We start from the raw sequence: 24006 nt of genomic DNA, 5'->3' as shown, positions 1-24006 counted from the left end.
GACCGGGTCGCGGCGACCACGATCAAAACCAAAGGCACGAACCGGGGAGCCACGGTGCATCTGTGGTACTCCGGCAAACACCGCAGCTTCGGCGGGAACGTGCAGTTCCTGGCCACCCCAGACGGGTTCCCGCTCTGGGTCTCCCCAGTGCTGCCCGGCTCCCGCAACGACCTTCTCCGCCGCCCGCGACCTGGGCATCACCGGCGCGTTGACCGCCGCCGCAGCCGCAGGCCTGCCGACCCTGGCCGACAAGGCCTACCACGCAGCCGGGATCGGCATCCGCACACCGGCCAAGAAAACCGCAGCTCAGCCCCTGCTCAATGCCCGGCAGCGGGTTTACAACCTGCTGCAATCCCGCGCGCGGGCCCTCGGCGAACGCGCCATGGCCATCCTCAAAACCCGCTGGTCAGCCCTGCACCGCATCAGCCTCTGCCCACACCGCATCGGCGCGATCGTCCAAGCAGCCCTCGTCCAGACCCACCACGAACACCAGGGCCGCTACTGAGAAAACCTCAATGTGGCCTTCGGTGCGTCACACGCACCCAATGTGGCCTTCGGTGTGTCACACGCACCCAATGTGGCCTTCGGTGCGTCTGACGCACCCAAGACCGCCTTGGGGCGCATCGGGCCAGGTTCGTGAATCTCCTTCGGCTTTTCTTCCGAATTTTCGCTCATCTGAGCGAAAATCCTGTGAGCCACACCACTCGCCGGGCAAAAGGGTGGCAAAAGTGCCCCCGTTCCCATGGTTCTCACCACCCGGCGGGATCTAGCCTGGGCGCCATGGAATTCGCCGTCGCACCGACGGAAGCGCTGGAAGAATTGACCGTCGAAGCCGGCGGGCATCGGTACAGCGCGCTCGCCGCCGGGCCCGTCTCCGGCGAACTCGTCCTGCTCCTGCACGGTTGGCCCGAATTCGCCGAATCCTGGACCGAGCAGCTGCACGCGCTCGGTGAGGCCGGCTACCGGGCCCTCGCCGTCGACCAGCGCGGGTACGCCCGCGATGCGCGGCCCGAGGGCGTCGAGCACTATTCCATCGAGCACCTCGTCGGCGACGCGCTCGCCTTCGCCGACAGCCAGGGCGCCGACCGGTTCCACCTGGTCGCGCGCGACTGGGGCGGCATGGTCGCCTGGGCGCTGGCCACCGCGCACCCGCACCGGCTGCGGTCGCTGACCGTGCTCTCCACCCCGCACCCGTCGGCCCTGCAGCGCGCCGCCGCCACCGACGACGGGCAGTTCCACGACCTCGGCTACATCCGCTTCTTCCGCCGGGGCGTCGGCAAAGCCGAGAAATTCCTCTTACGCGACGAAGCCGCGCAATTACGCGCTGTCTACAATCGCCGGATTCCGGTCGAAATCATCGAACGGACCGTCGAACGCCTTTCCGAACCGGGTGCCCTGACCGCGACGCTGAATTGGTACCGCGGCGCCACCAACGACGTTTTCGACGTCCCGGCGGGCCGCATCACCGTGCCGACGCTCTACCTCTGGGGCAGCGAGGACCCCTACCTCGGCCAAAGCGCCGCCGAGCTGACCGTCCACCACATCGACGCGGAGTACCGCTTCCAGATCATCGAAGGCGCGAGCCAGTGGATGGCGATGGAGGCCCCCGACGAGGTCATCGCCCTCCTGCTGGACCACCTCCGGCGCCACTAGCCGGTCTTGCGGACCAGGCCCGTGTAGCCGACGAGCGCCAGCGTGGCCAGCGCCCAGATCGCGGCCTGGACCAGCCAGATCGCCACCGTGAACCACTGCCCGGCGGCGATGCCGGTGTTGAGGTCGCAGCGCCCGCGCACCCCGGGTGACAGCGGCAGCCCCCGATCGAGGCCGACGCCGATCAGTTCCACCGTCGTGCACGGCGTGCCGGTCGCGGCCGTGAGGTCCGCCGTCCGCTCGGCCGCGCGGTGCCCACCGCTGCCGACGTGCCCGGCCCACAGCCCCAGTCCTCCGGCCGCGACCACCGCGAGCAGCAACGCGGCCGCGGTCTGCCGGGCGCGGTAGCCGTAGCCGGCGAGGAAGCCCCACAGCCAGTGGAACCGCCGGGCGGGCCAGCCACCGATGGCCTTCGGCGCCCGCCGGTGCAGGTCCCGCTGCTGGGCGATGAGGATCTGCCGCGCGTTCCCGTCGTGCCCGGCGGCGCGTTCGGCCGTCGCCAGCTGCTGGTACGGCCCCGGCCGGTACGTGGCGGCGTGCGAACGGATCAAGGTCAGCCACTCGCGCCAGGTGACGTCGCCGAGCGAGCCGAACCGGAAACCGTCGAGGTCCACGCGACCGATGCCCGGCGGGACGAAGACCGGTCCGTCGACCACGGCGGCCTCGAGGTCGAGGACGGTCCCGGTGGCGGCGATCTCCGCCCCGGTCAAGGTGAGTTCGCCACCGATGTGCGCGCCCGCGAGGTGGATCGCGCCGGTCGCGGTCAGCCCGGACAGGCGCAGGGTGCCGTCGACCCGGAGCCGGGCGCCGACTAGCGCCGGATCCTCGTCGCCGGCGAGTTCGGTGCCGGCCAGGTGGAGGTCGCCCGTCACGTGCGCGCCGATCAGGGACACCGGCCCGCTCGCCCGCAGCCCGGCGGCGTGGACGCTGCCCTCGATCCGGGCACTGTCGGCGCTCAACGCGCGGCCGCGGGGGTTGACGAGCGCCGCGCCGCCGAGGTTGACCTGGCCGTCGATCCGGGCGTTGAGCAGCGAAAACGCTCCCGTCACGGTGACGCCCGTGCCGTACAGGCCACCGGCCCGGAGGCGGTCGGCGCCGACGGCCGGGCCGCTGTCGTTCACCAGCTCGGCTTCGCCGAGGTCGAGCTGACCGCCGACCCGGGCGCCGAGCAGGCGGAGCGCGCCCGCGTCGCCGCCACCGGTCACGACGGCGGCGGCCAGGTTCAGGTCGCCGCCGACCACCGCGCTGTCGGCGTGCACCACCGGCCCGGACTCGTTGGTGAGCGCCGCTTCGCCGAGGAAGACCTCTCCGGAAACGCGCGCGCCGAGCAGGCGGATCGCGCCGCTCTCGCCGGTGCCGGTGGCTCGCAGGCCGACGCCCCTGAGCGCCCGGCACTCGAGGTCGTCGAGGTACAGCGCGGGGCCGTCGGTGCTGCGGATCTCCGCGCGGGCGAAGACGACCAGGCCGTCGACCCGCGCGTCGCGCAGGCAGATCACGCCGAAGTCGCCGGAGCCGGTCGCGCGCACGCCGGTGAGGTCGAGGTCGTGGCCGATCCGGACGCCGGTGCCGTCGAACCCGGCGACGCGGCCGCCTGACAGGTCGAGCCACGGCAGTGTCGCGGCCCGGGCGGAGATCGGGTTCACGACCACGCAGTCGACCAGGGCCAGCCCTGCCAGCGCGTCGACGTGGTCCAGGTTCAGGGTCCCGGCGATCCGGGCGCCCCCGACGCGCACCCCGCGCGGGTCCACCGGACCACGCAGGCCCAGCAGCAGCTCGCGCAGGACCGCGGCCCGCACCGGGGCGTCGGTCACGTAGGCGAGACCGCTCCGGGCCGCGTCGACCAGTTCCCGCTCCGCTCCGGTCAGCTTGCCGAGGACGGGCAGCGTCACCCGGGTGGCCGCAGGGCGTCCAGCAGCAGGTCCGCGTAGTGGTCACCGACCTGGCGGGCCGAGAGCGTCCCGCCGCGGCGGTACCACGATCCCAGGTGGTGGACCGAGCCGAAGAAGAAGTCGACGACCACGTCGGCCGGCTTGTCCGTGCGGAACTCCCCCGATGCCTGGCCTTCCTCGACCAGGCCGCGGAAGCGTTCGTGGTACTTGCGGCGCTCGGCGCGGACGGCCTTCTGCTTGTCCGGGGAGAGCTGGTGCATCGACTGCAGGAAGATCGTGTTGTCGTCGAGGTTGTCGATGCTGGACACCACGACGTCGGACGCGGCGGCGCCGAGGCGTTCGCGCAGCGGGGCCGCCGATGAGGCGACGCTCTCCAGCTGGCGGGTCTGCTCGCGCAGGACGCGCGCGTAGATCTCGTAGAGCAGGTCGTCCTTCGAGCCGAAGTAGTGGTACATCGCGCCCTTGGTGACGCCCGCGGCCTCGACGATCTCCTGGACCGACGTCCGGTCGAAGCCCTTCTTGGCGAACAGCTTCGTGGCGTGCTCCAGCAGCCGCCGGGGCACGGCGGCCTGGTCGTCGCCGCCCGCTTCGCCCGGCTTGCGGGTGCTTGCTCGGGTCACCGCAGTACCCCCTCTCAGGACGCACCAGGATAACGCCACGACAGGAACCGCCGCGGGTTGTCCACCAGCATGGTCGTGATGTCCGTTTCGGACACCCCGCGCTCGCGCAGCGCGGGCAGCACGTCCCGGGTGATGTGCAGGTAGTGCCAGTTCGGCGTCAGCACAGGCAGCTGGTCCGACGGCAGCCAGTCGATGTAGCAGGACGCGTCGTGCGAGAGCACCATGCTGCCCGCGTACCCGCGTTCGCACATCGCCGCGACCGTGTTCACGCGCTCCTCGAACGGCAGCAGCAGGTCGAGGCCGAACCGGTCCATGCCGAGCAGCGACCCGCGGTCGGCCAGCTCGGTCAGGTACCCGAGGTCGGTCGAGTCGCCGGAGTGCCCGACCAGGACGCGATTCAAGTCGACGCCCTCGTCCGCGAAGATCGCCTGCTGCTCCAGGCCCCGCCGGGTGCCCGCGTGCGTGTGGGTCATGATCGGCGCGCCGGTCTCGACGTGCGCCTTCGCGACCGCGCGCAGCACGCGCTCGACGCCGGGCGTCACGCCCGGCTCGTCGGTCGCGCACTTGAGCAGCCCCGCCTTGACGCCGGTGCCCGCGATGCCCTCGCGGAGGTCGCCGACGAACATCCCGACGAGCGGGTCCTCGCCCTGCAGCATCGTGCCGGGCCCGCGGAAGTGCAGGTAGTGCGGCACGTCGTTGTAGGTGTAGAGCCCGGTCGCGACGACGATGTTGACCTCGACCTCGGCGGCGACCCGCTGCACGCGCGGGATGTAGCGGCCGAGCCCGATCACCGTCGGGTCGACGATCGTGTCGATCCCCGCGTCCTTCAGCTCCTTGAGCCGCCGGATCGCCTCCGGGACGTGCTCGTCCTCCTTGAACCCCTCGTGCTCCGGGTAATTGGCGACGAACTCGGGGCTCAGCACGAAGAGGTGCTCGTGCATGAGCACCCGGCCCAGCGCTTCCGGCTCGATCGGGCCGCGGACCGTCTCGACCACGTCCACTACCCCCGCGCCCTCAGTTCGCGGCGGAGGATCTTGCCGCTGGTGGTCTTCGGCAGCTCGGCGAGCACCTCGATGGTGCGCGGGTACTTGTAGGCGGCGAGCCGTTCCTTGCACCACGCGACCAGTTCCGCGGGGTCGGCGGTCGCGCCCGGCGCCGGGCTGACGTACGCCTTGACCGTCTCGCCGCGGTATTCGTCGGCGATCCCGACGACGGCGGCCTCGCGGACCGCCGGGTGCGTGTACAGGACGTCTTCGACCTCGCGCGGCCAGACCTTGAAGCCGGACGCGTTGATCATGTCCTTCTTGCGGTCGACGACGTAGACCCAGCCGCGCTCGTCCATGAACCCGATGTCGCCGGTGAGCAGCCGGCCGCCGGGCAGCGCCTCGGCGGTGGCGTCGGGCCGGTTCCAGTAGCCGGAGACGACCATCGGGCCCTCGACGGCGATCTCGCCCGCCTGCCCGAACGGCAGCTCTTCGCCGTTTTCGCCGAGGATGCGGACGATCGTGTCCGGCACCGGCAGGCCGATCGAGATCGTGCCGGACTCCGGGTCGATCGGCGCTTCAAGCGTGCCGGGGACGACGACGCAGCCGGCGGTGGTCTCGGTGAGGCCGTAGCCGTTGTGGATGTAGTGCCCGGTCTTCGCGCGGAAGGCCTCGACGACGGCGGGCGGCAGCGCGGCGCCCCCGGAGTAGAGCAGGGCGAAGGACGCGAAGTGGTCGCGGCTGAAGGACGGGTGCGCCATCAGCGCCATGTAGGCCGTCGACGGCCCGACCGTGTACGACGGCCGGTGCTCGAGGAACGCGTCGAGCACGACCCCCGGCTCGAAGCGGTAGGCGAGGGCGAGGGTGCCGCCGATGTCGATCGCGGAGCCGACTTCGCAGACCATGCCGGTGATGTGGAACAGCGGCGCGAGCCCGAAGAGCGTCGAGCCGGCGGGAAGGCCGCTGAACGACCCGAGCCCGGCGGCGTTGGTGCCCACGTTGCCGTGGGTGTTGGTGGCGCCCTTCGGCGTGCCGCTGGTGCCGGAGGTGTAGCTGATCAGCGCGGTGTCGTCGAGCGCGAACGCGGGCTCCGGCGGCTTCGGGCCCGGCGTGGCGGCGGCTTCGAGGAGTTCGGTCGCGCCCGGCGTCTCCTCCTTCTCGACCTCGGCCAGGACGCGCTCGTCGTCGCGGGTCTGGAACTCGAGTTCGCTGGTGGTGAGCGTGATGCCGACGCCGGTGGCCGCGGCCGTCTCGCCGATGTAGGCGTTCCAGCCGCGCTGCGAGCAGACGACCGCCTTGACGCCGGCGTCGGTGAAGACGTGGGTGAGCTCGCGCTCGCGGTACATCGGGTTGACCGGCACGACGATGCCGCCGGCCTTCCACGCGCCGAGCAACGCGATCACGAACTGCGGGATGTTCTGCAGCACCAGGGCGAGCCGGTCGCCGCGCGCGAAGCCGTTCTGCGTCAGGTAGCGCGCGAAGCCGTCGGAGAGCTCGTCGACTTCTCGGTAGCTCAGCCGCGCGTCGAAGTACGCGATCGCCGCCCGGTCGGGCCCGTCGTCCACGGCGCGGCGGAACGACTCCGGCAGCGTCGTCGGCCGGGCCGGTTCCGCGTCCCGCACGCGTTCGTCGTAGCTCGCGAGCCAGGGCTTCGCGTCGTACCAGCTCATCCAGTGACCTCCCTTGGACACCGACCGGTCGGTATGGCGACGCTAGGAGGCCGGGGCGGTCCACGTCAAGACCCGGCTTCGCGGGAATCGCAGAAGCCGCCTTTCACCGCGTAATACGGACCCCGGTTCGGAATGGTTCAGCATCTCTCCGATTACCTTTTTTCCTGGACAAATCGAGGTCGGAGCAGCCACGATGACCTTCGCGGCCCACTCGGCCGCGCCATTCGGAACAACCGCGCGCTGCCCGTGTGGACCCTCTCTGTTCACGCTAACTTGGAGTGATTCATGCCTGCTACCGGTGGACGGCACCGCCTCTCGCGGCGAACGAAGATCGCGACGGCGGCCCTCGGCCTCGCACTCGCGGCCGGCGCCCTGGTGATCGCGACGACCGTCGGCGACCCCGGCGCGGCCAACGCGGCCGGCGTGGTTTCGGGTGGGCAGATCACCTGCCCCGACGTCGCCTCGAAGCTCCCCGCCATCCCGGCCTCGGCCCAGGCGGAGGTCCAGCGCAACCTCGACCTGCTGAACACCCAGATCGCCGAGGCCAACAACCGGTTGGTCAGCACCGTCGGTCAGGGCGGCCCGAACTTCGTGCAGAACGCGATCCTCGGGCCGTTGAAGGACAAACGCGTGTCCACGATCGACCGGATCGCCATCGCCATCGGCCGGCAGGGCCAGAAACCCCAGGGTCTCGACAGCCTGGCCGCGTGCTCGCAGGGCGGGCAGGCGAACACCGGCGCCGGCGCGGTGTCGACGGCACCGGCCCAGAACGGCGGCACCGCGGGCAACACCGGGAACACCGGGAACACCGGCAACGCGGCCGGGCAGATCGCCTGCCCCGACGTCGCTTCGCAGCTCCCTGCCATCCCCGCGTCGGCCCAGGCCGAAGTCCAGCGCAACCTCGACCTGCTGAACACGCAGATCGCCGAGGCCAACAACCGGCTCGTCAGCACCGTCGGACAAGGTGGCCCGAACTTCGTCCAGAACGCCATCCTCGGTCCGCTGGAGGACAAGCGCGTCGCGACGATCAACCGCATCGCGACCGCGATCGGCCGCACCGCGGAGAAGCCGCAGGGTCTCGACGCGCTAGCCCCGTGCAGCCGCTGACAGGGCGCTGATCCGCAGGAAACCCGGTGCGGTCATGGTGATCCGCACTTCGGTCGTCGTGACGGGATCGAACTCGAGCGTCGTCGGGTCGTTCGAGCCGCTCCCCCCCGTCACCTCGGGGTTGCGCACCGGCTCCCAGCCCCGCTCGGTGCGGTGGGCGACCTCGACCGCCGACGGCACCGCGTGGTTCGCGTCCACGACGAAGTTCGCCGTCACCGCACCGATCCGCCGGGCCGCGGGGAAGGCGAGCGACACCCAGTCTTCCGGGCGCGGCCGGCTCACCGCGGCCAGCGTCGCCGTCGCCTGCTTGACGTAGAAGTTCGACCAGCCCGTCGTGGGGTCGCCGTCCAGCATCGCCGCCGGCACCGTGTCCGGCGCACCCGAATAACTCGCGTCCGCGGCCACGAACGCCGGAGCCACCGGCCGGTCCACGGCGCGGGCGCCGGGGCCGTTGCGCTGCCCCAGGTTCGTGCCCGGCAGCGTGGTCTTCCCGGGCGCCAGGCCTGGCGCGCTCGCCGTGACGGTGATCGGGCCCCGGCCGCCGGTCGCGGCGATGACGGCGACGGCCTGGCCGCGGAACGCCGGGATCGTCGGCTGCTGGTAGCTCTGGGCGAGTTCCTGGCGACCGTTGTCGACGCCGGCGACGCGCCCTGGGCCGCGGACGGCGAACCGCAGCACCGGCTCGGCGCCGGGCACCACGACACCATGGGAGTCCACAATGGACGCGGTCACGAACGCCATCGCGCCTTCCCAGCGCGGCTCGGCCGTCAACGTGACCGCGTGCGGCGGCCCGGCGGTGACGAGCCGGTCGCGCGCCACCTCGCGGCCGCCGGACCTCGCGATCGCGGTGAGCGTGCCGGGTTCGAACGGCACGGTCCACGTGAGGTGCAGCTTGCCGGTGCCACCGTTCGGGCTCGTGTAGCTGCCGGACGGGTCGTTCTTGTCGTCACCGGCGGGCTCGGACGTCTCCAGGTAGGTGCGTCCGTCCACAGTGGTCTTGCGATCGAACTTCTTGACGCCGAGCGAGCGTCCGTTGAGGACCAGTTCGACGGTGTCCACAGTGGAGTAGACCCACACCGCGACCGGCTCGCCCGGCCGGTGGGTCGTCCAGTCCATCGGCGTCAGGTGCACCATCGGCGCGGTCGTCCACTGGCTGCGGAAGAGGTGGAAGGCGTCTTTGGGCAGGCCCGCGCTGTCGATCGCGCCGAAGAACGACGTCTTGACCGGGAAGACGTCGTACGGCGTCGGCTCGCCCAGGTAGTCCTGCCCGGCCCAGAGGAACTGACCCTGGCAGAACCGCCGGTCGCGGTCCTTCTTGAGCGAGTACTCGCCGCTGAAGGTCCACGAGGCCAGGTTGTTGTCGTAGGACGACGTCGCGCGCTTGCCCGGCGTGTGGTTCTCGCCGGTGTTGAGCAGGTCAGGGTCCTGGTAGACCCCGCGCGTCGAGGTTTCCGACGACGACTCGGATTCGAAGAAGAACTTGTCCGGGTACTTCGCGTGCAGCCCGTCGATCGACTGCGCGGTGTTGTAGTTGACGCCGAGGCCGTCGAGCTGCCGCAGGATCAGGTCCTGGGGCGAGCCCGGCGCGGGCACGCTCCGGTAGCGGTCCGAGCCCATGATGACGGGCCGGGTCGTATCGATCCCGCGGACCGTCTTGATGAGCTCGGCCGCGATGGCCGGGCCGCCTGCCATGGACGCGTCCGGTACCTCGTTGCCGATCGACCACAGCACGACGGCCGGCGAGTTCTTGACCGCGTGCACCATTTCCGCGATGTCGCGGCCGCTCCACGCGTCGAAGTCGCGGTGGTAGTCGAACTCGAGCTTCCCGGTCCGCCAGCAGTCGAACGCCTCGACCATCAGGAGGATCCCGAGCCGTTCGCAGGCGGTCACCAGCTCGGGCGCCGGCGGGTTGTGGGCGGTCCGCAAGGCGTTGGCGCCCATCGCGAGCATCAGCCGCAACTGACGCTCCAGGGCGGCGGGGTCGATCACCGCGCCGAGCGGCCCCTGCGTCGCGTGCAGGTTGACCCCGCGCAGCTTCATCGGCTCGCCGTTGAGCGAAAATCCGTGGTCCGGGTGGAACTCGGTGTAGCGGAAGCCGAAGTCCGCGGTGGTCGTGTCGAGCACGCGCCCGGCCACGACGACGTCCGTGCGCACGCGGTAGAGCCGCGGCGTGCCGACCGACCAGAGCCGCGGCTTCGGGACGGTCTGCGTGGTGACGGCCGTCGTGGTCTTCCCGGCGGGCACCGGCACGGTCGCCTCCCCGGTCGCGACGACGTGGCCCGCGGGGTCGGTGACGGTGGTGCGGACCTGGGCCGCGGTCGCTCCGGCGGAGTCGTTGACGACGTCGGTGGCCACCCGCACGGTGCCGCGCCCGGCGGCGATGTCCGGTGTGGTGACGAAGGTGCCGTGCCGGCCGAGGTGGACCGGTTCGGTGACCACCAGCCGGACGCGGCGGTAGATGCCGCTGCCGGAGTACCAGCGGCTGCTGGGCAGCGGGTTCACCGCGCGGACGGCCAGGACGTTCGGTGTCCGGCCGTCGGCGTGGAGGCGGCCGGTGAGGTCGAAGGCGAAGCCGGTGTAGGCGTACGGGTGGTTGCCGAGCAGCTCGCCGCCGAGGAAGACGTGGGCGTCGGAGTAGACGCCGTCGAACTCGACCGACACCCGCTTCCCGGCGAGTGACGGCGGCAGGGTGAACGTCTTGCGGTACCAGCCGAGGCCGCCGCGGAAGAAGCCGGAGCCGCTCTGGGTGCCCTGGCTCGTCGGCGGGAGCTCGATGCTCCAGTCGTGCGGGACGTCGACGAGCTGCCAGGCCGAGTCGTCGTAGGCGGGGTTCGCGGCGTCGGCGAAGCGGCCGTCCGGATCGGTGACGCCGTCGGGGTTGGCGAGGGCGAACCGCCAGCCGGTGCCGAGATCGGTGGATCGGCCGGTGGGTTCGAGGGCCGGCCGTGTGAGGGCTTCGGCGGCGCGGGCGGCGGGCGCGACCGCGGAGGTGACGACGGCGGCGCCGAGACCGCCGAGGACGAGGCGCCTGCTGGGGGTGTACGGCATCGGCGAAGTCCTTCCGGCGGGCGGACGCGGCGGAAAGCACTATTGCACAAGGGTTTCCGGGCGACCAAAGGGTTCGACATTTTCGAACCGCACCACCGTCAGCGGCCTCCCCGGCTCCGGGACCAGGCACCCGCGTCGGTCGTGTAGCGGACGAGGAGCCGGGCGAACTGGGTGCGGTCCTCCGGCGACCAGCCGGCCGTGATCGCTTCGAACGCCTGGCGCTGCTCGGCCGCGAACCGGTCTCGCTCCGCTTCGCCGGCTTCGGTGAGCTCCAGCACGGTCCGGCGGCCGTCGGCCTGCGAGGCCGCCCGGCGCAGCAGGCCGTCGGCGATGCAGGCCGCGACCGTGCGGCTGGCCACCGGCTGCGCGACACCCATCTCGGCGGCGAGCCCGCCGACGGTCAGCTCGCCCGGGGCGTCGGCGACCAGGTTCAGCACCAGGTTGCGGGACAGGTCCCGGCCCGAGGCCGGAGTGCGGCGGCGCAGCCGCGACAGCGCCGGACCGATCCGGTCCAGCAAGGAGTCTTCAGCGCTGTCCACCCCCGGAGCGTAGTACCCCCGGCATTTGCATGCCAGTTGTCAATTGCATAGCATTGGGTATGTAACTGCGAACGAAAGCGAGGCCACCATGGCCACCATGGCCACCACCGCCATCACCGGCGCCCGGGTCTTCGACGGGGAGAAGCACCTCGGGGTGCGCACCGTCGTGCTCGACGGCCCGAAGATCCGCCAGGTCGGCGGCGACGTGCCCGACGGCGCGGAGGTCGTCGACGGCCGGGGCGCGACCCTGCTGCCCGGGCTGATCGACGCGCACGTCCACTCCGCTCCCGGCTCCCGGGCGCTGGCCCTGCGGTTCGGCGTCACCACCGAGCTGGAGATGCAGGGCCTGAACACGCGCGAGAACCGGGCGCTCGCCGCCGAAGACGACACGGTGGCCGACATCCGCTCCGCCGGCTTCGCCATCACGCCGCCGGGCGGGCACCCGAGCGAGCTGATGCCGGAAGGGTTCCGGCCGGCCGGCGACCTGCCGCCGGTCATGCCGCTGATGCCGTTCTCCACCACGCCGGAGGAGGCCGCCGCGTTCGTCCCGCAGCTGCTCGCGCGGGGGTCCGACTACATCAAGTTCATGATCGACGACGGCAGCGTCGAGGGGCATCCCGGGCTGCCGATGCTCGACCAGGCCACGCTGAACGCGGGCGTCGCCGAGGCCAAGAAGCACGGCGCCCTCACCGTGGCCCACACGCTGACCCTCGACGCCACCCGGATGGCCGCCGAGGCCGGCGTCGACGGGGTCGTCCACGTGTTCATGGACCGGCCGCACACCGCCGAGATCGTGGACCTCGTCGCCGGCGCGGGGATGTTCGTCGTGCCGTGCGTCTGCCTCGACGCGTCGATGATGGGCATCACCGGCAGCGACCTCGCCGACGACCCGCGGGTCGCCCGCCGCCTCGACGTCAAGTGGGCGGAAACGCTGCGGGCCAGCTACGACCGGTACCCGCAGGGCAAGCTCGAGGACGTGCTGGAGACGGTGCGGGCGCTGGACGCGGCGGGGGTCGACATCCTGGCCGGCACGGACGCCTCCATGGCCGAAACGTTCTTCGGCGGGTTGGCGCACGGAGCCAGCCTGCACCGCGAACTGCGCTACCTCGTGGCGGCGGGGTTGACGCCCGCCCGGGCACTGCGCGCCGCGACGGCGACCACGGCGCGCCGCTTCGGCCTCGGCGACCGGGGCCGCGTGGCCGAAGGGCTGCGCGCCGACCTCCTGCTCGTCGACGGCGACCCGACGGCGGACATCGACGACTCACTCAACACCCGCGCGATTTGGCGGCGGGGCACCCGGTTTGAAGAATCGTGATGGTCGTACGCCCTCGACCGACCGGAGCACGTCCCTTTCGTCGCGTCGCGGGATACCGCCATTTGGCCGGGTACCAGCTCGAAATCCCGATCACCAAGCAGAAAGACCGCAGCGAGACGATCTTCCACTACGCCCGGACGCCGGCCCGATGATCGAACAGGAGGACGAACCGCAAGCGAAGGCCCGGCTGGCGAAGATCGTCCCCGGCGCCGGTGGGGCGGGCGTGCTGCGCGGCTCGATCTCCTTCGACCAGAAGGGCGTGCCGTTCCACACGCCCAGCCGGATCGAGCTGATGCACGAACTGCTGCACGTCCAGCCCAACGTGGGCGAGAGCCGGGTGGGCCTCGGGCTGAACGATCGTCTCAGCGCCGTGTGGAAGGACGCCGAGGAGTTCTGGACCGTCGAGGCGGGCAGCTTCACCGAGGCCGACTTCGGCCATGACCCGCGGTCCGACGCGGCGCAGAGGACCTTCAAACAGCACTACGAGTACCTGCCCGACTGGAAGTGACAGCTGGCCAGGAGCCAAGCGACCGCTTAGTATGGTGGCCGACCCCGAGGAGGCCGCCTTGTCCGCTGTGGATGGTGTCCGGTACGCGGCGGACGGTGCCGTCGCCACGCTGACGTTCGACAAACCCGGCCGCAGCAACGCGATGGACGTACCGATGCAGGTCCGCTACGGCGCCCTGCTCCGCCAGGCCGACGCGGACCCGGACGTCCGCGCGGTGGTCGTCACCGGGGCGGGCCGGGCGTTCTGCCCCGGCGCCGACCTGGGGTTGCTCGACGACCTGGCCGCCGCTCCCCCGGCGTCGAGCGGCGGCCACGAGAACTTCCGCGACGTCCTGGCGGCCTCGGCGGCCGGCGTCCCCGTGGTCGCGGCGATCAACGGCGGCTGCGCGGGCCTCGGGTTCGTGATCGCGTGCTCGGCGGACGTCCGCTTCGCCGCGGCGGGCGCGAAGTTCACCACGGCGTTCTCGCGCCGCGGGCTGATCGCGGAGTACGGGATCGCGAAGCTGCTGCCGTCGCTGGTGGGCGAGGGCCGGGCCCGTGACCTGCTGCTGTCCGGGCGGACGTTCACCGCGGAGCAGGCCCTGGACTACGGCTTGGTCCAGGAGGTGGTCCCGGCGGAGGAACTGGGCCTGCGCGCCCACGCGTACGCGACCGAGCTGGCCACCTACAGCGCGCCGCGGTCGATGGCGGTGATGAAGGCGCAGTTCGCCCGCGAGGCGCTGCTGCCGCTGGACGAAGCCGCCCGCGAGGCGACGGCGTTGATGATCGACTCGTTCGGGCGTCCCGAGCTGGCCGAGGGGCTGGCCAGCTGGAACGAACGCCGGGAGCCGAAGTTCCCGCCCCACTCGGCCGAGTCGTGAGTGGTAATTCGGGTTCTAACCCGAATTACCACTCACGACGGCGTCAGCCGCGGGTCCAGGACTGGGCCGCGCTCTGGTTGCAGTCGTAGATCTGCAGCTGGGTCCCGTCCGTCGTCGTGCTGCCCGGGTCGTCCAGGCACCTGCCCGACTGGGGGTTCACCAACGCTCCCGCGCTGCCCGCCTGCCACTTCTGCGCCCCGGAGCTGTTGCACTGCCACAGCTGGACCTTCGTGCCGTTCGCCGTGCCGCTGTTGCTCACGTCCAGGCAGCCGCCCTGGGCCTGCAGGGAGCCGTCCGCGGCCGAGAACCACTTCTGCGCGCCCGTCGCATTGCACGTGTACAGCTGGACGTGCGTGCCGTTGCCCGTTCCGCTCTGGGCGATGTCCGCGCACTTGCCCGCGATCCCCGACGTCAACGGCCCCAGGTGCGGCAGCGTCCCGTCGTACGACGGCGGCGGGTTCGACGCCGCCCACGCCGTGTTCGCCGAGGTGCCCAGCACGAACGCCAGGGTCCCGCCCGAGGTCAGGGCCGAAGTCGGCACGTACGCGTTGTTCCACGCCGAGCCGTTCCACGACGCGCTCTGGACGTACGGGGCGTTGTCCGCCGCCGCCGGGGCGTTCACCGTCAAGGTGTTGCCGCTCGGCAGCGTCACCACCACCTGCGTGAACAGCGGGCTGCCCAGCGCCAGGTCCGCCGTCCCCGGCGTCATCGGGTAGAAGCCCAGCGCCGAGAACACGTACCACGCGCTCATCGCGCCCAGGTCGTCGTTGCCGGCCAGCCCGCCCGGCGCGTCGGTCCAGATCTGGTCCTGGACCTGCCGCACGACCTTCTGCGTCTTGTACGGCTGCCCGACGTAGTCGTACTCCCACGGCAGCTCGAGGCTCGGCTCGTTGCCCAGGTCGGCCTGCGAACCGCCGCTGCCGTGGAAGCCGGCCAGCACGCTGTCGAGGTAGCTCACCAGCGACGCGTTGCCGCCGCGCGCCGCGGCGAGGCCCGCCACGTTGAACGGCACCATGCCGGTGTACTGCCAGGACGTGCCTTCGACGAAGTTCGAACCGCTCGCCGGGTTGAAGCCGCCGGTCCAGCCACCACCGGCGTCGCGAGGCTGCATGAACCCCGTGGCCGGGTTGAAGGTGTTCTTCCAGTTCTGCGCGCGGCCCGCGTAGAACGCCTGGTTCGCGGTGTCTCCCAACGCTCCCGCGAACGCCGAGAGCGCGAAGTCCGCCGTGTCGTACTCCAGCTGCGTCGAGACCGGGCCGTAGAAGTTGCAGCACTGGTAGGTGCCGTTGGCCGGCAGGTAACCCGGCGCGTTCAGGGCGTTGAGACCCGGCCGGACGTTGGTGAGCACGCTCGCTTCCTTCAGCATCGCCTGCAGCGCCGCCGAAGTGTCGAAGTTCCGCGCCCCGAAGGCGTAGTAGCTCGCGAGGATCGCCGTGCCGGGGTCACCGACCATCACGTACGTCTCGCCGTTGTTCTGCGACCACTTGGGCAGTCCGCCGCCCTGGGCGTAGTCGGCGATCATCGACTGCGCGATGTCGCTGGTCTGCGCCGGCGCCAGCAGCGCGGTCAGCTGCGCTTGCGTGCGGTAGATGTCCCAGCCGGAGAAGTTGGCGTACTGCGCCGAGTGTCCACTCGCGACGGTGTGCACCTGGTTGTCGAACCCCCTGTACTGCCCGTTGCGGTCGGAGAACACGTTGGGGTGCAACAGCGAGTGGTAGAGCGCGGTGTAGAAGACGCGCTGCTGCGCGGAGGTCCCGCCCGCGACCTGGATCCGGCCGAGCAGGGAGTTCCAGCTGTCGTGCGCGGCCTGCTTGGTCGCGGCGAAGTCGAACGCCGGGATGTCGGCCGCGCGGTTGGCGACCGCGTTCGCCACCGAGACGTAGGAGATGCCGACCTTCGCCTGCACGGCCGGGTTGCTCGTCGTGTCGAACCGGACGTACGCGCTGCCCGGGCCCGCGTCCGGCGCCGCCTCGGCCGTCGCGGTGCCGTGCAGCTTCCCGGGTGCCGCCTTCGGGGTCACCGCGGCCGCGGCGGCGGTGCCGCTGGAGCTGAACGCGCGGTCGAAGACGACGTCGAAGTAGAGCGTGTAGGTGAAGCCCGCGCCGCAGAAGTGCCCGGACGTCACCGACCCGGACACCTCGGTCGGGCTGACCACCGTCCACGTCTGGTTCGACGTGCCGTTCTGGCTGCCGTTGAGCTTGAACTGCAGGTTCGCCTGCGACGTCGACGGGAACGTGAACCGGCCGATCCCGGACCGCAGCGCGGTGGTCAGCTCGGTCTTGACGCCGTTGCCGAGCCCGGCCGAGTAGTACCCGGGGCTCGCGGATTCGTTGCTGTGGCTGAAGGAGACGCTCGCGCCGGTGTTCACCGCGCCGACCGTCGGCAGGATCGGGACGTCGCCGTCGGCGCCGCAGCCGGGTCCCGAAAGGTGGGTCAGGCTGAAGCCGGTGATGGACGAATCCTGGTATTCGTAGCCGCCGCCGTCGGGCCGGCTCGGGGTGTCGGGACTCCACTGGACCATGCCGAACGGGACGTCCGCGCCGGGGAAGTCGTCGGCGGCGTTGGACGTGCCGATGAAGGGGTTGACCAGCGACGCCGGATCGGTGACCAGCGGCGCCGCGGACGCGGGGACGGGGATCAGCCCGGCCAAGGCCAGGGCAGTGGCGGCGGAAAGCCGCACGAGGGTACGCAAGACCATGTCACTTGTCCTTCGTCGTTGAGCACAAGTTCAGCCGGCTGCGTTCCGGAACGGTCCTCGCGCGCTGACACCGTTGTCAACGGTCCGTGGTGATCCTGTCGCGTTCCGGACACGGCCGGGTGAAAGCGATGACTTTTCCCGGCCGCCGCCGTCAGTACTGAAGTCCGCGAACGGTTCAAAGGAGACATCGATGGCGAAACTGCTCTACGGCTTCAGCTGCTCGGTCGACGGCTTCGTCGCCGGCCCCGGCGGCGACATGTCCTGGCTGACGCCCTACCTCGGCCCGGACCCGCTGGTCGACGAGCTGATCCCCGAGATCGGCGCGCTGCTCGTCGGCCGCCGGACCTACGGCGGCGACGATCCGCACCGCGGCACCGAAGGCGAGGGCAAGGCGTTCGGCGGCGGCTGGGAGGGGCCGCAGTTCGTGCTCACGCACCGGCCCGCGGACCCGGCGCCCGGCGTCACGTTCGTCGACAACCTTGTCGGCGCGGTCGCCGCGGCGAAGGAGGCGGCGGGCGAGAAGTACGTCAACGTCCTCGGCGCCGACGTCGCCCGGCAGTGCCTGGAAGCCGGGGTGCTCGACGAGATCCTGGCGATGCCCGTCCCGGTGCTGCTCGGCGACGGCGTGCGGATGTTCGACCGGCCCGGCGGCAAGCCGGTGGGCCTCGAAGAGCTCCGGCCGCACTGGTACCGCGTGGTCTAGGGACGCATCCCGAACGACGAGCGGCCGAGCAGTTTCGGCAGGACCGCGTAGGCGTCCGGCACCCAGTCGCACAGGCGAGCGCGGGTCTCGCGCGGGTCGATCACGTCCTCGACCGAGAACCGCTCCGCCGTGCGGAACGGCGAGCGCACCGCGTCCAGGCGGGCGCGGATCTCCTCGATCCGCGCCGCCCGGTCGTCGGCCGCGTCGAGTTCCGCGCGATACGCCGCTTCGATGCCGCCCTCGACCGGGAGCGATCCCCAGTCGCCCGACGGCCACGCCCAGCGGCGGACCAGGCGGTGGCGGTTGACTTGGCCCGCGCCGCCGACGCCGAACACGCGCCGGACGATCACCTCCGCCATCGGCACCCGCGCCTGGTAGACCGCGGTCACCGCGCGGGCGCCGTGCCGGATCGCGCCCGCGCGTTCGGCGGCCGCGCCGATCACCATGCCCGCCTGGTCGGTCAGCGAGACCAGCGGGAGGTGGAACGTCTCGCAGAGGTCGACCAGCCGCGTCATGACGTCGGCGCCTTCGGGTGTCAACGTCGCGCCGCGGTAGGGATCGGTGGCCAGGACGCCGACCGGGTGGCCGTTCAGCCGCGCCAATCCCGCATAAGCCGAACCACCCGACACGGCGTAGTCGAACACCGAACCTTCGTCGAAGACGCCGTCGAGCAACGGCCGCAAGCGGTACGGGTGCCGGCGGTTGCGCGGGACCAGCGACAACAACGCTTCGTCGCGACGGTCCGCCGGGTCCGAAGTGGACCCGACCGGCGGCAGCGCATCCACAGAGGACGGCAGGTACGAAAGGAACTGTTTCGCCACCGCGAAAGCCTCGACCTCGGACGCGACGATCCGGTCGACCGCGCCGCTGCGCCGGTGGACGTCGGCGCCGCCCAGCTCTTCCTTGGTGAGGTCCTCCCCCGTCGCGTGCTTGACGACCGGCGGACCGGCGACGAACAGCTGACCGGCACCTTCGACGAGGACGTTCAGGTGCGACATGACCGCCCGCGCGGCGCCGAGCCCGGCGACCGGGCCCAGGCAGAGCGCGACCACCGGCACCGCCGAGAGGTTGTCCACCACGAGGTCCCAGCCCGGGTTGACCGGGACGTAGGTGAACCCGTGCTGCTCCAGCATCTTGACGCTGCCGCCGCCCCCGGTGCCCTCGATCAGCCGCACCAGCGGCAGGCCCAGCTCGTTCGCCAGGCGCTCGGCGTAGACCTGCTTCTCCATGATCGCGGCGTCGGCGGCACCACCGCGGACGGTGAAGTCGTCACCGCCGATCGCCACCCGCCGGCCGTCGAGCCGCGCGGTCCCGATCACGAAGTTGGCCGGGGTGAACGACTCCAGCGATTCGTCCACATAGGACGCGGTGCCGGCGAGCGCCCCGATCTCGTCGAAGCTGCCGGGGTCGGCCAGGGCCGCGATCCGCTCGCGGACCGTCGAGCGCCCGGCCGCGTGCTGGCGGGCCACCTTCTCGGGCCCGCCCATGCGCTCGGCCAGCTCGCGCCGCCGCGCGATCTCGTCGACCTCCGGCTGCCAGCTCATTCGGCTTCGAGGGCCGCTTCGACCTTGCGCTGCAGCTTGTTCATCCCGCCGAGCCACCGGTCGGTCTGCGTCGCGCGCGCCGCGTAGTAGTCCGCGACCTCCGGGTGCGGCAGCACGAGGAACTGCTTCGCCTCGATCGCCGCGAACAGCGCGTCCGCGACCTGCTCCGGCTCGATCGCCGACGCGCCCATCAGCAGCTGCCCGGCGGTGCCGGTGCTCTCCAGCATCGCGGTGCGCACGCCCTGCGGGCAGATCGCCTGCACGGTGATGCCGCGGTGCCGGTAGGTCGCCGAGAGGTACTCGGCGAAGGCCAGGGCGCCGTGCTTGGTCACCGAGTACGGCGCCGAGCCGAGGCTGGTCAGCAGGCCGGCCGCCGAGGCCGTCGCGATGAAGTGCCCCCGGCCGCGCTCGAGCCACGCGGGCAGCAGCTGGTTCGCCGCGCGGACGTGGGACATGACGTTGACGTCCCAGGTGCGGGCCCAGACCTCTTCGGGGCTTTCCGCACCGCCGAAGGGCGCGATGCCCGCGTTGGCGCAGTAGATGTCGATCTCGCCGAGGGTCTCGCGAGCCGCCGAGATCAGCTTCGCGACGCCGTCGACGCTCGCGACGTCGCCGACGAACGCCGTGCCGCCGACCTCCGCGGCCACCTCGCCGGCCTTGTCACCATCGAGGTCGGCGACGACGACCTGGGCACCGTCCGCGGCGAAGCGGCGGGCCAGCGCGGCACCGATGCCGCCGCCCCCGCCGGTGACGACGACGCCGGTCACAGGCCACCACCCAGGGTGACGCCGCCGTCGAGGACCATCGTCTGGCCGGTGATCCAGCCCGCGTCGTCGGACAGCAGGAACGCGACGGCGCCGGCGATGTCGGCCGGCACGCCGAGGCGCTTCATCGGGTAGGCGGCGGACACCTCTTCCTCGCGGCCTTCGTAGAGCGCGGTGGCGAACTTCGTCTTGACGACGGCGGGCGCGACGGCGTTGACCCGGATCTTCGGCCCGAGCTCCGCGCCGAGCTCGACGGTGAGCCGGATCAGCGCGGCCTTGCTGACGCCGTACATGCCGATGCCCGGCGAGGCGCCGAGGCCGGCGACGGAAGCGACGTTGACGACCGCACCGCCGTGCTCGCCCATCCACGCGTCGCGGGCGCGCTTGGTCCAGCCGAGCGGCGCGAGCACGTTGACGCCGAGGATCTTCGCCGCGGCGGCCGGGTCGATGTCCAGGGTCGGGCCGTAGACGGGGTTGATGCCGGTGTTGTTGACCAGGTAGTCGAGCCGGCCGAAGGTCTCGATCGTCTTCGCGATCGCCTCGTCCTGGTGGTCGGTGTCGTCGGACTTGCCGGGCACGAACATGGCGACGTCCGGCCCGCCGAGCTCATTGACGGCCTCTTCCAGGGCCTCGGGCTTGCGCGCGGTGATGCACACCTTGGCCCCGCGCTCGACGAGCGTCTTCGCGATCCCGAGGCCGATGCCCCGGCTGGCCCCCGTGACGATCGCGACGCGATCCTTGAACGAGTTCACAGCGGTGTGTCTCCTTCGCGGTGTGGTACCCGGCACATGCTAAGCGGTCGGTCAGGTGCCCATTATGCGCGCCCGGGCCATCCTCTCAAGCCGACGCGCGTCACACCGAGCCCGCGCGCCGGGGCTTTTCACCCTTGCCCCTGACACCGGTGTCAGGTTTTAGCGTGCGCCCATGACCGAAGTGCACGGAACCCACGAACCCCGCTTCGCCCCCGTCCGCGACGCGCTCTCGTGGAACCTGGCCGCCGGCGAAGAGCTCGGCGCGTCCCTGGTCGTCGACCTCGACGGTGAACTGGTCGTCGACCTCTGGGGCGGCTTCCGCGACGAAACGCGCACCTCGCCGTGGGAGCGCGACACCATCACCAACGTCTGGTCGACCACCAAGACCGTCGTCAGCCTGGCGGCCCTGGTGCTCGCCGACCGCGGCGAGCTGGACGTCTTCGCGCCCGTCGCCCGGTACTGGCCCGAGTTCGCCGAAAACGGCAAGGAGCACGTCGAAGTGCGGCACCTGCTGTCGCACACCTCCGGAGTGTCCGGGCTGGAGCAGCCGGCCGCGGTGGCGGACCTCTACGACTGGGACAAGACGACCGCCCGCCTCGCGGCGCAGGCCCCGTGGTGGGAACCGGGCACCGCCTCGGGCTACCACGCCACGAACTTCGGCCACCTGGCCGGCGAGGTGATCCGGCGGGTCAGCGGCAAGACCGTCAAGGACTTCGTCGCCGACGAGCTCGCCGGCCCGCTGGACGCCGATTTCCGGATCGGGGCCGCCGAAGCCGACTGGCCGCGGATCGCGCCGGTCGTGCCGCCGCCGCCCGCGCGGTTCGACCCCGAGCCCGGCAGCGTCATGGCGCGGACCCTCTCCGGACCGGCCGTCGACGCGGCCGTCGCCAACACGCCGGCCTGGCGCCGCGCGGACCTCGGGGCGGTGAACGGCCACGGCAACGCCCGCTCGGTCGCGCGGATGCTCTCGGCGCTCGCCCTCGGCGGCACGGTCGACGGCGTCCGGTTGCTCGGCCCGGACACGATCGACCTCGTCTTCGCCGAGCAGGCGAACGGCGTCGACCTCGGTCTCGGGATCCCGCTGCGCTGGGGCATCGGCTACGCCCTCCCCCGGCCCGACGCGGTGCCGTGGGTCCGCGACGGCCGGGTCTGCTTCTGGGGCGGCTGGGGTGGTTCGGTGATCATCGCCGACCTCGACCGGCGGCTGACGATCTCCTACGTGATGAACAAGATGGCGCCCGGCGTCATCGGCTCCGACGGCAGCACCACCTACGTCGACGCGATCTACGCCGCCCTCGGCTGAGCCGTGGGGGCGGGTCGCCGGCCGGTCGGGGCACGGCCGGCGACCCGGGTCCGATCAGACGCCGCTGACCTGGCGGATCCAGCTGCGGCCGTTGGCGACGCTGCCGTAGGTGGTGGTGCTGGACCGGTCGCTGGTCGAGCAGACGCCCACCTGCACGCCGCCGTCGACCATCGGGCCGCCCGAGTCGCCGCCGGCCACCGCGCCGTTCGGCGTGTCGGCCGAGATCGCCGGGCCGCCGGCGTTGTCGCTCGAGTTCGTGTCGGAGATCCGCACCGACGCCTTCTTCAGCACGTTCGACTGGTGGTTGCCCTCGTCGGTGGACTGGGTCGCGCCCCAGCCGTAGACGGTGGCGCTGTCGCCCTCCTCCGCGTCCGAGGAGCTCGAGGCCAGCCGCGAGTACGTGCTGCCGCCGTTGGTGTTCAGCTTGATCAGGGCCAGGTCGCCGCCGGAGTACACATAGGTCGCCGACGCTTTCGCGTGCACGCCACCGGAAGCGCTGTTCGAGCCGATGTAGAGGTCGATGTCGGTCAGCCGCTGCCCGTTGTTGTCGTACATGCAGTGCTTGGCGGTCAGGACCCAGCGCGCGCCGATCAGCGTGCTGGTGCAGAAGAACGTGTAACCGTTGGCGTGGCCGTTGAAGCGGGTGATGTAGCCGGGGTTCTGGGCGGTGCTGCCGCCGATGATCGACGGCTGGGCGTCGGGCGAAAGCGGCGTGACGGGCGCGCTGGCCGACGCGGGGGCGGCGAGCGTCGCGAGTGCGGCGGCCGAGCCGGCGAGCAGGGCGGCGGCACGGGCGAACCGGCGGGATGACTCACGCATGGGGACTCCTCGGTGGGGACCGGTGGGACTCACCGAACGTAAGCGTCCGGTGCGCCGCGGGTAACCGTCCGAAGATCCGAGCCGATCAACGGAACAAGACAGTTCCTTCGTCGGGTTGCCCTCGCCGCGGCCGACGTTCGTCGGGTGACAGCGGTGATCCGCGGCTGCTACACCGGAGGCGGTCCGGCCCCACCCGTCACCGGACGCCGTGCCGGCCGCGCGTGATCCGCCTGTCCCGGAAAGCCTTTCCCCGCACCGACACCGAGGATCACCGATGCCGTTGTTCGCGGTGCCGCGCCCGGACCTCGCCGAGCGGGAGCTGGCGCGCGCCCTCGCCGCCGGCCCGTTCAGCCGCGCGCTTTCCCTGGCCATCGACCGCAGCGGACTGGGGCTCGCGCGCCTGCGGGACCGGCTGGCGGCCGCCGGCGTCCCGGTCAGCACCACGACGCTCAGCTACTGGCGCACCGGCCGGACCCGGCCGGAGAGGCCGGACTCGCTGCGCGCGGTGGCGCTGCTGGAGGACGTCCTCGGCGTGCCCGCGCGGGCGCTGACCGAGCTGCTGGCCCGCCCCGGCCACCCGGGCACGCCGGACCCGGTGCGGTGGGAACGGTTGTGGGGTCCCCGCAACGGCGTTCTCCCGGCGCTGCGGTCGTTCGAGGCGGCCGAGGAAACGTCGCTGGTGGTGGTGAACCTGCACGAGGAGCTGCACGTCGGCGCCGACCGGTCGCTGACCCGGCTGCGGGTGCGCGAAGTCGTCCGCGCGGTCGAAGAACCGGTGCAGGCCAAGGTGGTGGCGCTGCGCGGCTGCGCGCCCGGCCACCCACCCCGGCTGGTGTCGACGCGCTACTGCCGGGCCGTGCGCACCGAGGTGCTGCCGGAGCCGGGGTTCGTGCTCAGCGAGCTGGTGCCGAGCCGGTCCCTGTCCGTCGGCGAGACCGCGATCCTCGAGTACGAATTCGCCTACACCGACGGGGTTCCGGACACGAGCTACGACCGCCGCTTCCGTCACCCGGTGGCCGGGCACCTGCTGGAGGTCCACTTCGCGCCGGACAGCCTGCCGGCGACGTGCCACGGCTACCGGCTGGATTCGCCGGGCGGACCGGAGCGGGACGTCACGGCGGTGGCGCTGACCCCGGCGGCCCCGGCGCACCTGTTCACCAGTGGGGCAGGGCCGGGCATTCGGGGCTTGCGGTGGAGCTGGCCGTCCTAGGGCCCGTTTCGAAGCCCAAGGCCTT

19 protein-coding genes and 1 pseudogene are annotated in these 24006 nt (G+C 71.7%); 9 read left to right on the top strand and 11 right to left on the bottom strand.

The annotated features are described in order from the left end of the window. Both BLV96_RS51135 and BLV96_RS47690 read left to right on the top strand, forming a co-directional pair. Positions 1–505 (top strand): annotated as a pseudogene (locus BLV96_RS51135) (transposase family protein); the annotation flags it as partial. Between the two features lie 275 nt (positions 506–780). After that, positions 781–1653: an alpha/beta fold hydrolase gene (locus BLV96_RS47690; protein WP_086671358.1), complete on the top strand. Its 873-nt coding sequence runs from the start codon at positions 781–783 to the stop codon at positions 1651–1653. Here the strand turns inward: BLV96_RS47690 and BLV96_RS47685 are convergent. Genes BLV96_RS47685 through BLV96_RS47670 form a run of 4 tightly spaced genes read right to left on the bottom strand, consistent with a single transcriptional unit; the run spans position 1650 to position 6812 of the window. Next, the gene (locus BLV96_RS47685; RefSeq protein ID WP_086671355.1) at positions 1650–3539 is read right to left on the bottom strand and encodes a hypothetical protein; all 1890 of its coding nucleotides are present in this window, start codon (positions 3537–3539) and stop codon (positions 1650–1652) included. The genes BLV96_RS47690 and BLV96_RS47685 overlap by 4 nt on opposite strands. Further along, positions 3536–4159 (bottom strand): TetR/AcrR family transcriptional regulator, encoded by a 624-nt coding sequence (locus tag BLV96_RS47680; protein ID WP_086671353.1) that lies wholly within the window; start codon positions 4157–4159, stop codon positions 3536–3538. The genes BLV96_RS47685 and BLV96_RS47680 overlap by 4 nt, the downstream gene beginning before the upstream one ends. Positions 4160–4173: 14 nt before the next feature. After that, the gene (locus BLV96_RS47675; protein WP_086671370.1) at positions 4174–5154 is read right to left on the bottom strand and encodes a phosphotriesterase family protein; all 981 of its coding nucleotides are present in this window, start codon (positions 5152–5154) and stop codon (positions 4174–4176) included. A gap of 5 nt (positions 5155–5159) precedes the next feature. Next, positions 5160–6812 carry an AMP-binding protein gene (locus BLV96_RS47670; protein ID WP_086671351.1) on the bottom strand — a complete coding sequence of 551 codons (1653 nt, stop codon included), beginning with the start codon at positions 6810–6812 and terminating at the stop codon, positions 5160–5162. A gap of 285 nt (positions 6813–7097) precedes the next feature. Between BLV96_RS47670 and BLV96_RS47665 the strand changes: the two genes are divergently transcribed. Further along, positions 7098–7919 carry a hypothetical protein gene (locus BLV96_RS47665; protein ID WP_086671348.1) on the top strand — a complete coding sequence of 274 codons (822 nt, stop codon included), beginning with the start codon at positions 7098–7100 and terminating at the stop codon, positions 7917–7919. Here the strand turns inward: BLV96_RS47665 and BLV96_RS47660 are convergent. Both BLV96_RS47660 and BLV96_RS47655 read right to left on the bottom strand, forming a co-directional pair. After that, positions 7899–10967, bottom strand: coding sequence for a glycoside hydrolase family 2 TIM barrel-domain containing protein (locus BLV96_RS47660; RefSeq protein WP_086671346.1), 3069 nt, complete (start codon positions 10965–10967; stop codon positions 7899–7901). The genes BLV96_RS47665 and BLV96_RS47660 overlap by 21 nt on opposite strands. Before the next feature lie 98 nt (positions 10968–11065). Beyond that, positions 11066–11506 (bottom strand): MarR family winged helix-turn-helix transcriptional regulator, encoded by a 441-nt coding sequence (locus tag BLV96_RS47655; protein ID WP_086671344.1) that lies wholly within the window; start codon positions 11504–11506, stop codon positions 11066–11068. A 97-nt stretch (positions 11507–11603) separates the two neighbouring features. Here BLV96_RS47655 and BLV96_RS47650 point away from each other — a divergent pair, with 97 nt between their 5' ends. The 3 genes from BLV96_RS47650 to BLV96_RS47640 all read left to right on the top strand — a co-directional run bounded on the left by BLV96_RS47650 (position 11604) and on the right by BLV96_RS47640 (position 14188). Next, on the top strand, positions 11604–12821 hold the full coding sequence (locus tag BLV96_RS47650) for an amidohydrolase family protein (protein WP_086671368.1): 1218 nt from the start codon (positions 11604–11606) through the stop codon (positions 12819–12821). 148 nt (positions 12822–12969) lie between these two features. After that, positions 12970–13329 (top strand): hypothetical protein, encoded by a 360-nt coding sequence (locus BLV96_RS47645; protein ID WP_086671342.1) that lies wholly within the window; start codon positions 12970–12972, stop codon positions 13327–13329. Positions 13330–13360: 31 nt separating this feature from the next. Next, entirely contained in the window at positions 13361–14188 is an 828-nt protein-coding gene (locus BLV96_RS47640; RefSeq protein ID WP_208608547.1) for an enoyl-CoA hydratase-related protein, read from the top strand. 43 nt (positions 14189–14231) lie between these two features. Here BLV96_RS47640 and BLV96_RS47635 read toward each other — a convergent pair whose 3' ends face one another. Next, positions 14232–16886, bottom strand: coding sequence for a lectin (locus BLV96_RS47635; protein ID WP_244181003.1), 2655 nt, complete (start codon positions 16884–16886; stop codon positions 14232–14234). A 190-nt stretch (positions 16887–17076) separates the two neighbouring features. On the opposite strand from BLV96_RS47635, the gene BLV96_RS47630 reads away from it, so the two are divergent. Further along, on the top strand, positions 17077–17589 hold the full coding sequence (locus BLV96_RS47630) for a dihydrofolate reductase family protein (RefSeq protein ID WP_086671340.1): 513 nt from the start codon (positions 17077–17079) through the stop codon (positions 17587–17589). On the opposite strand, the gene BLV96_RS47625 is transcribed toward BLV96_RS47630, so the two are convergent. From BLV96_RS47625 to BLV96_RS47615, 3 genes are read right to left on the bottom strand one after another with little or no spacing between them, the layout of a single operon-like run. Further along, positions 17586–19133 carry an acyl-CoA carboxylase subunit beta gene (locus BLV96_RS47625; protein WP_086671338.1) on the bottom strand — a complete coding sequence of 516 codons (1548 nt, stop codon included), beginning with the start codon at positions 19131–19133 and terminating at the stop codon, positions 17586–17588. The two genes, BLV96_RS47630 and BLV96_RS47625, sit on opposite strands and share 4 nt — an antisense overlap. Further along, positions 19130–19900 carry an SDR family oxidoreductase gene (locus BLV96_RS47620; protein WP_086671336.1) on the bottom strand — a complete coding sequence of 257 codons (771 nt, stop codon included), beginning with the start codon at positions 19898–19900 and terminating at the stop codon, positions 19130–19132. Before BLV96_RS47620 ends, BLV96_RS47625 begins: the two co-directional genes overlap by 4 nt. Continuing rightward, entirely contained in the window at positions 19897–20649 is a 753-nt protein-coding gene (locus BLV96_RS47615) for an SDR family oxidoreductase (RefSeq protein WP_086671334.1), read from the bottom strand. The genes BLV96_RS47620 and BLV96_RS47615 overlap by 4 nt, the downstream gene beginning before the upstream one ends. 172 nt (positions 20650–20821) lie before the next feature. On the opposite strand from BLV96_RS47615, the gene BLV96_RS47610 reads away from it, so the two are divergent. Next, the gene (locus tag BLV96_RS47610) at positions 20822–21952 is read left to right on the top strand and encodes a serine hydrolase domain-containing protein (protein ID WP_086671332.1); all 1131 of its coding nucleotides are present in this window, start codon (positions 20822–20824) and stop codon (positions 21950–21952) included. A 54-nt stretch (positions 21953–22006) separates the two neighbouring features. Here the strand turns inward: BLV96_RS47610 and BLV96_RS47605 are convergent, their stop codons facing one another. Continuing rightward, positions 22007–22771 carry a S1 family peptidase gene (locus BLV96_RS47605; RefSeq protein WP_086671330.1) on the bottom strand — a complete coding sequence of 255 codons (765 nt, stop codon included), beginning with the start codon at positions 22769–22771 and terminating at the stop codon, positions 22007–22009. Positions 22772–23045: 274 nt separating this feature from the next. On the opposite strand from BLV96_RS47605, the gene BLV96_RS47600 reads away from it, so the two are divergent. Continuing rightward, complete coding sequence (locus BLV96_RS47600) at positions 23046–23981, top strand: hypothetical protein (RefSeq protein ID WP_086671328.1); 936 nt, start codon at positions 23046–23048, stop codon at positions 23979–23981. Positions 23982–24006: the final 25 nt, after the last annotated feature.

It is taken from the genome of Amycolatopsis pretoriensis (genome assembly GCF_900107925.1).
Taxonomy (GTDB): domain Bacteria; phylum Actinomycetota; class Actinomycetes; order Mycobacteriales; family Pseudonocardiaceae; genus Amycolatopsis; species Amycolatopsis pretoriensis.
This window is presented reverse-complemented; position numbering and strand designations above follow the sequence as displayed.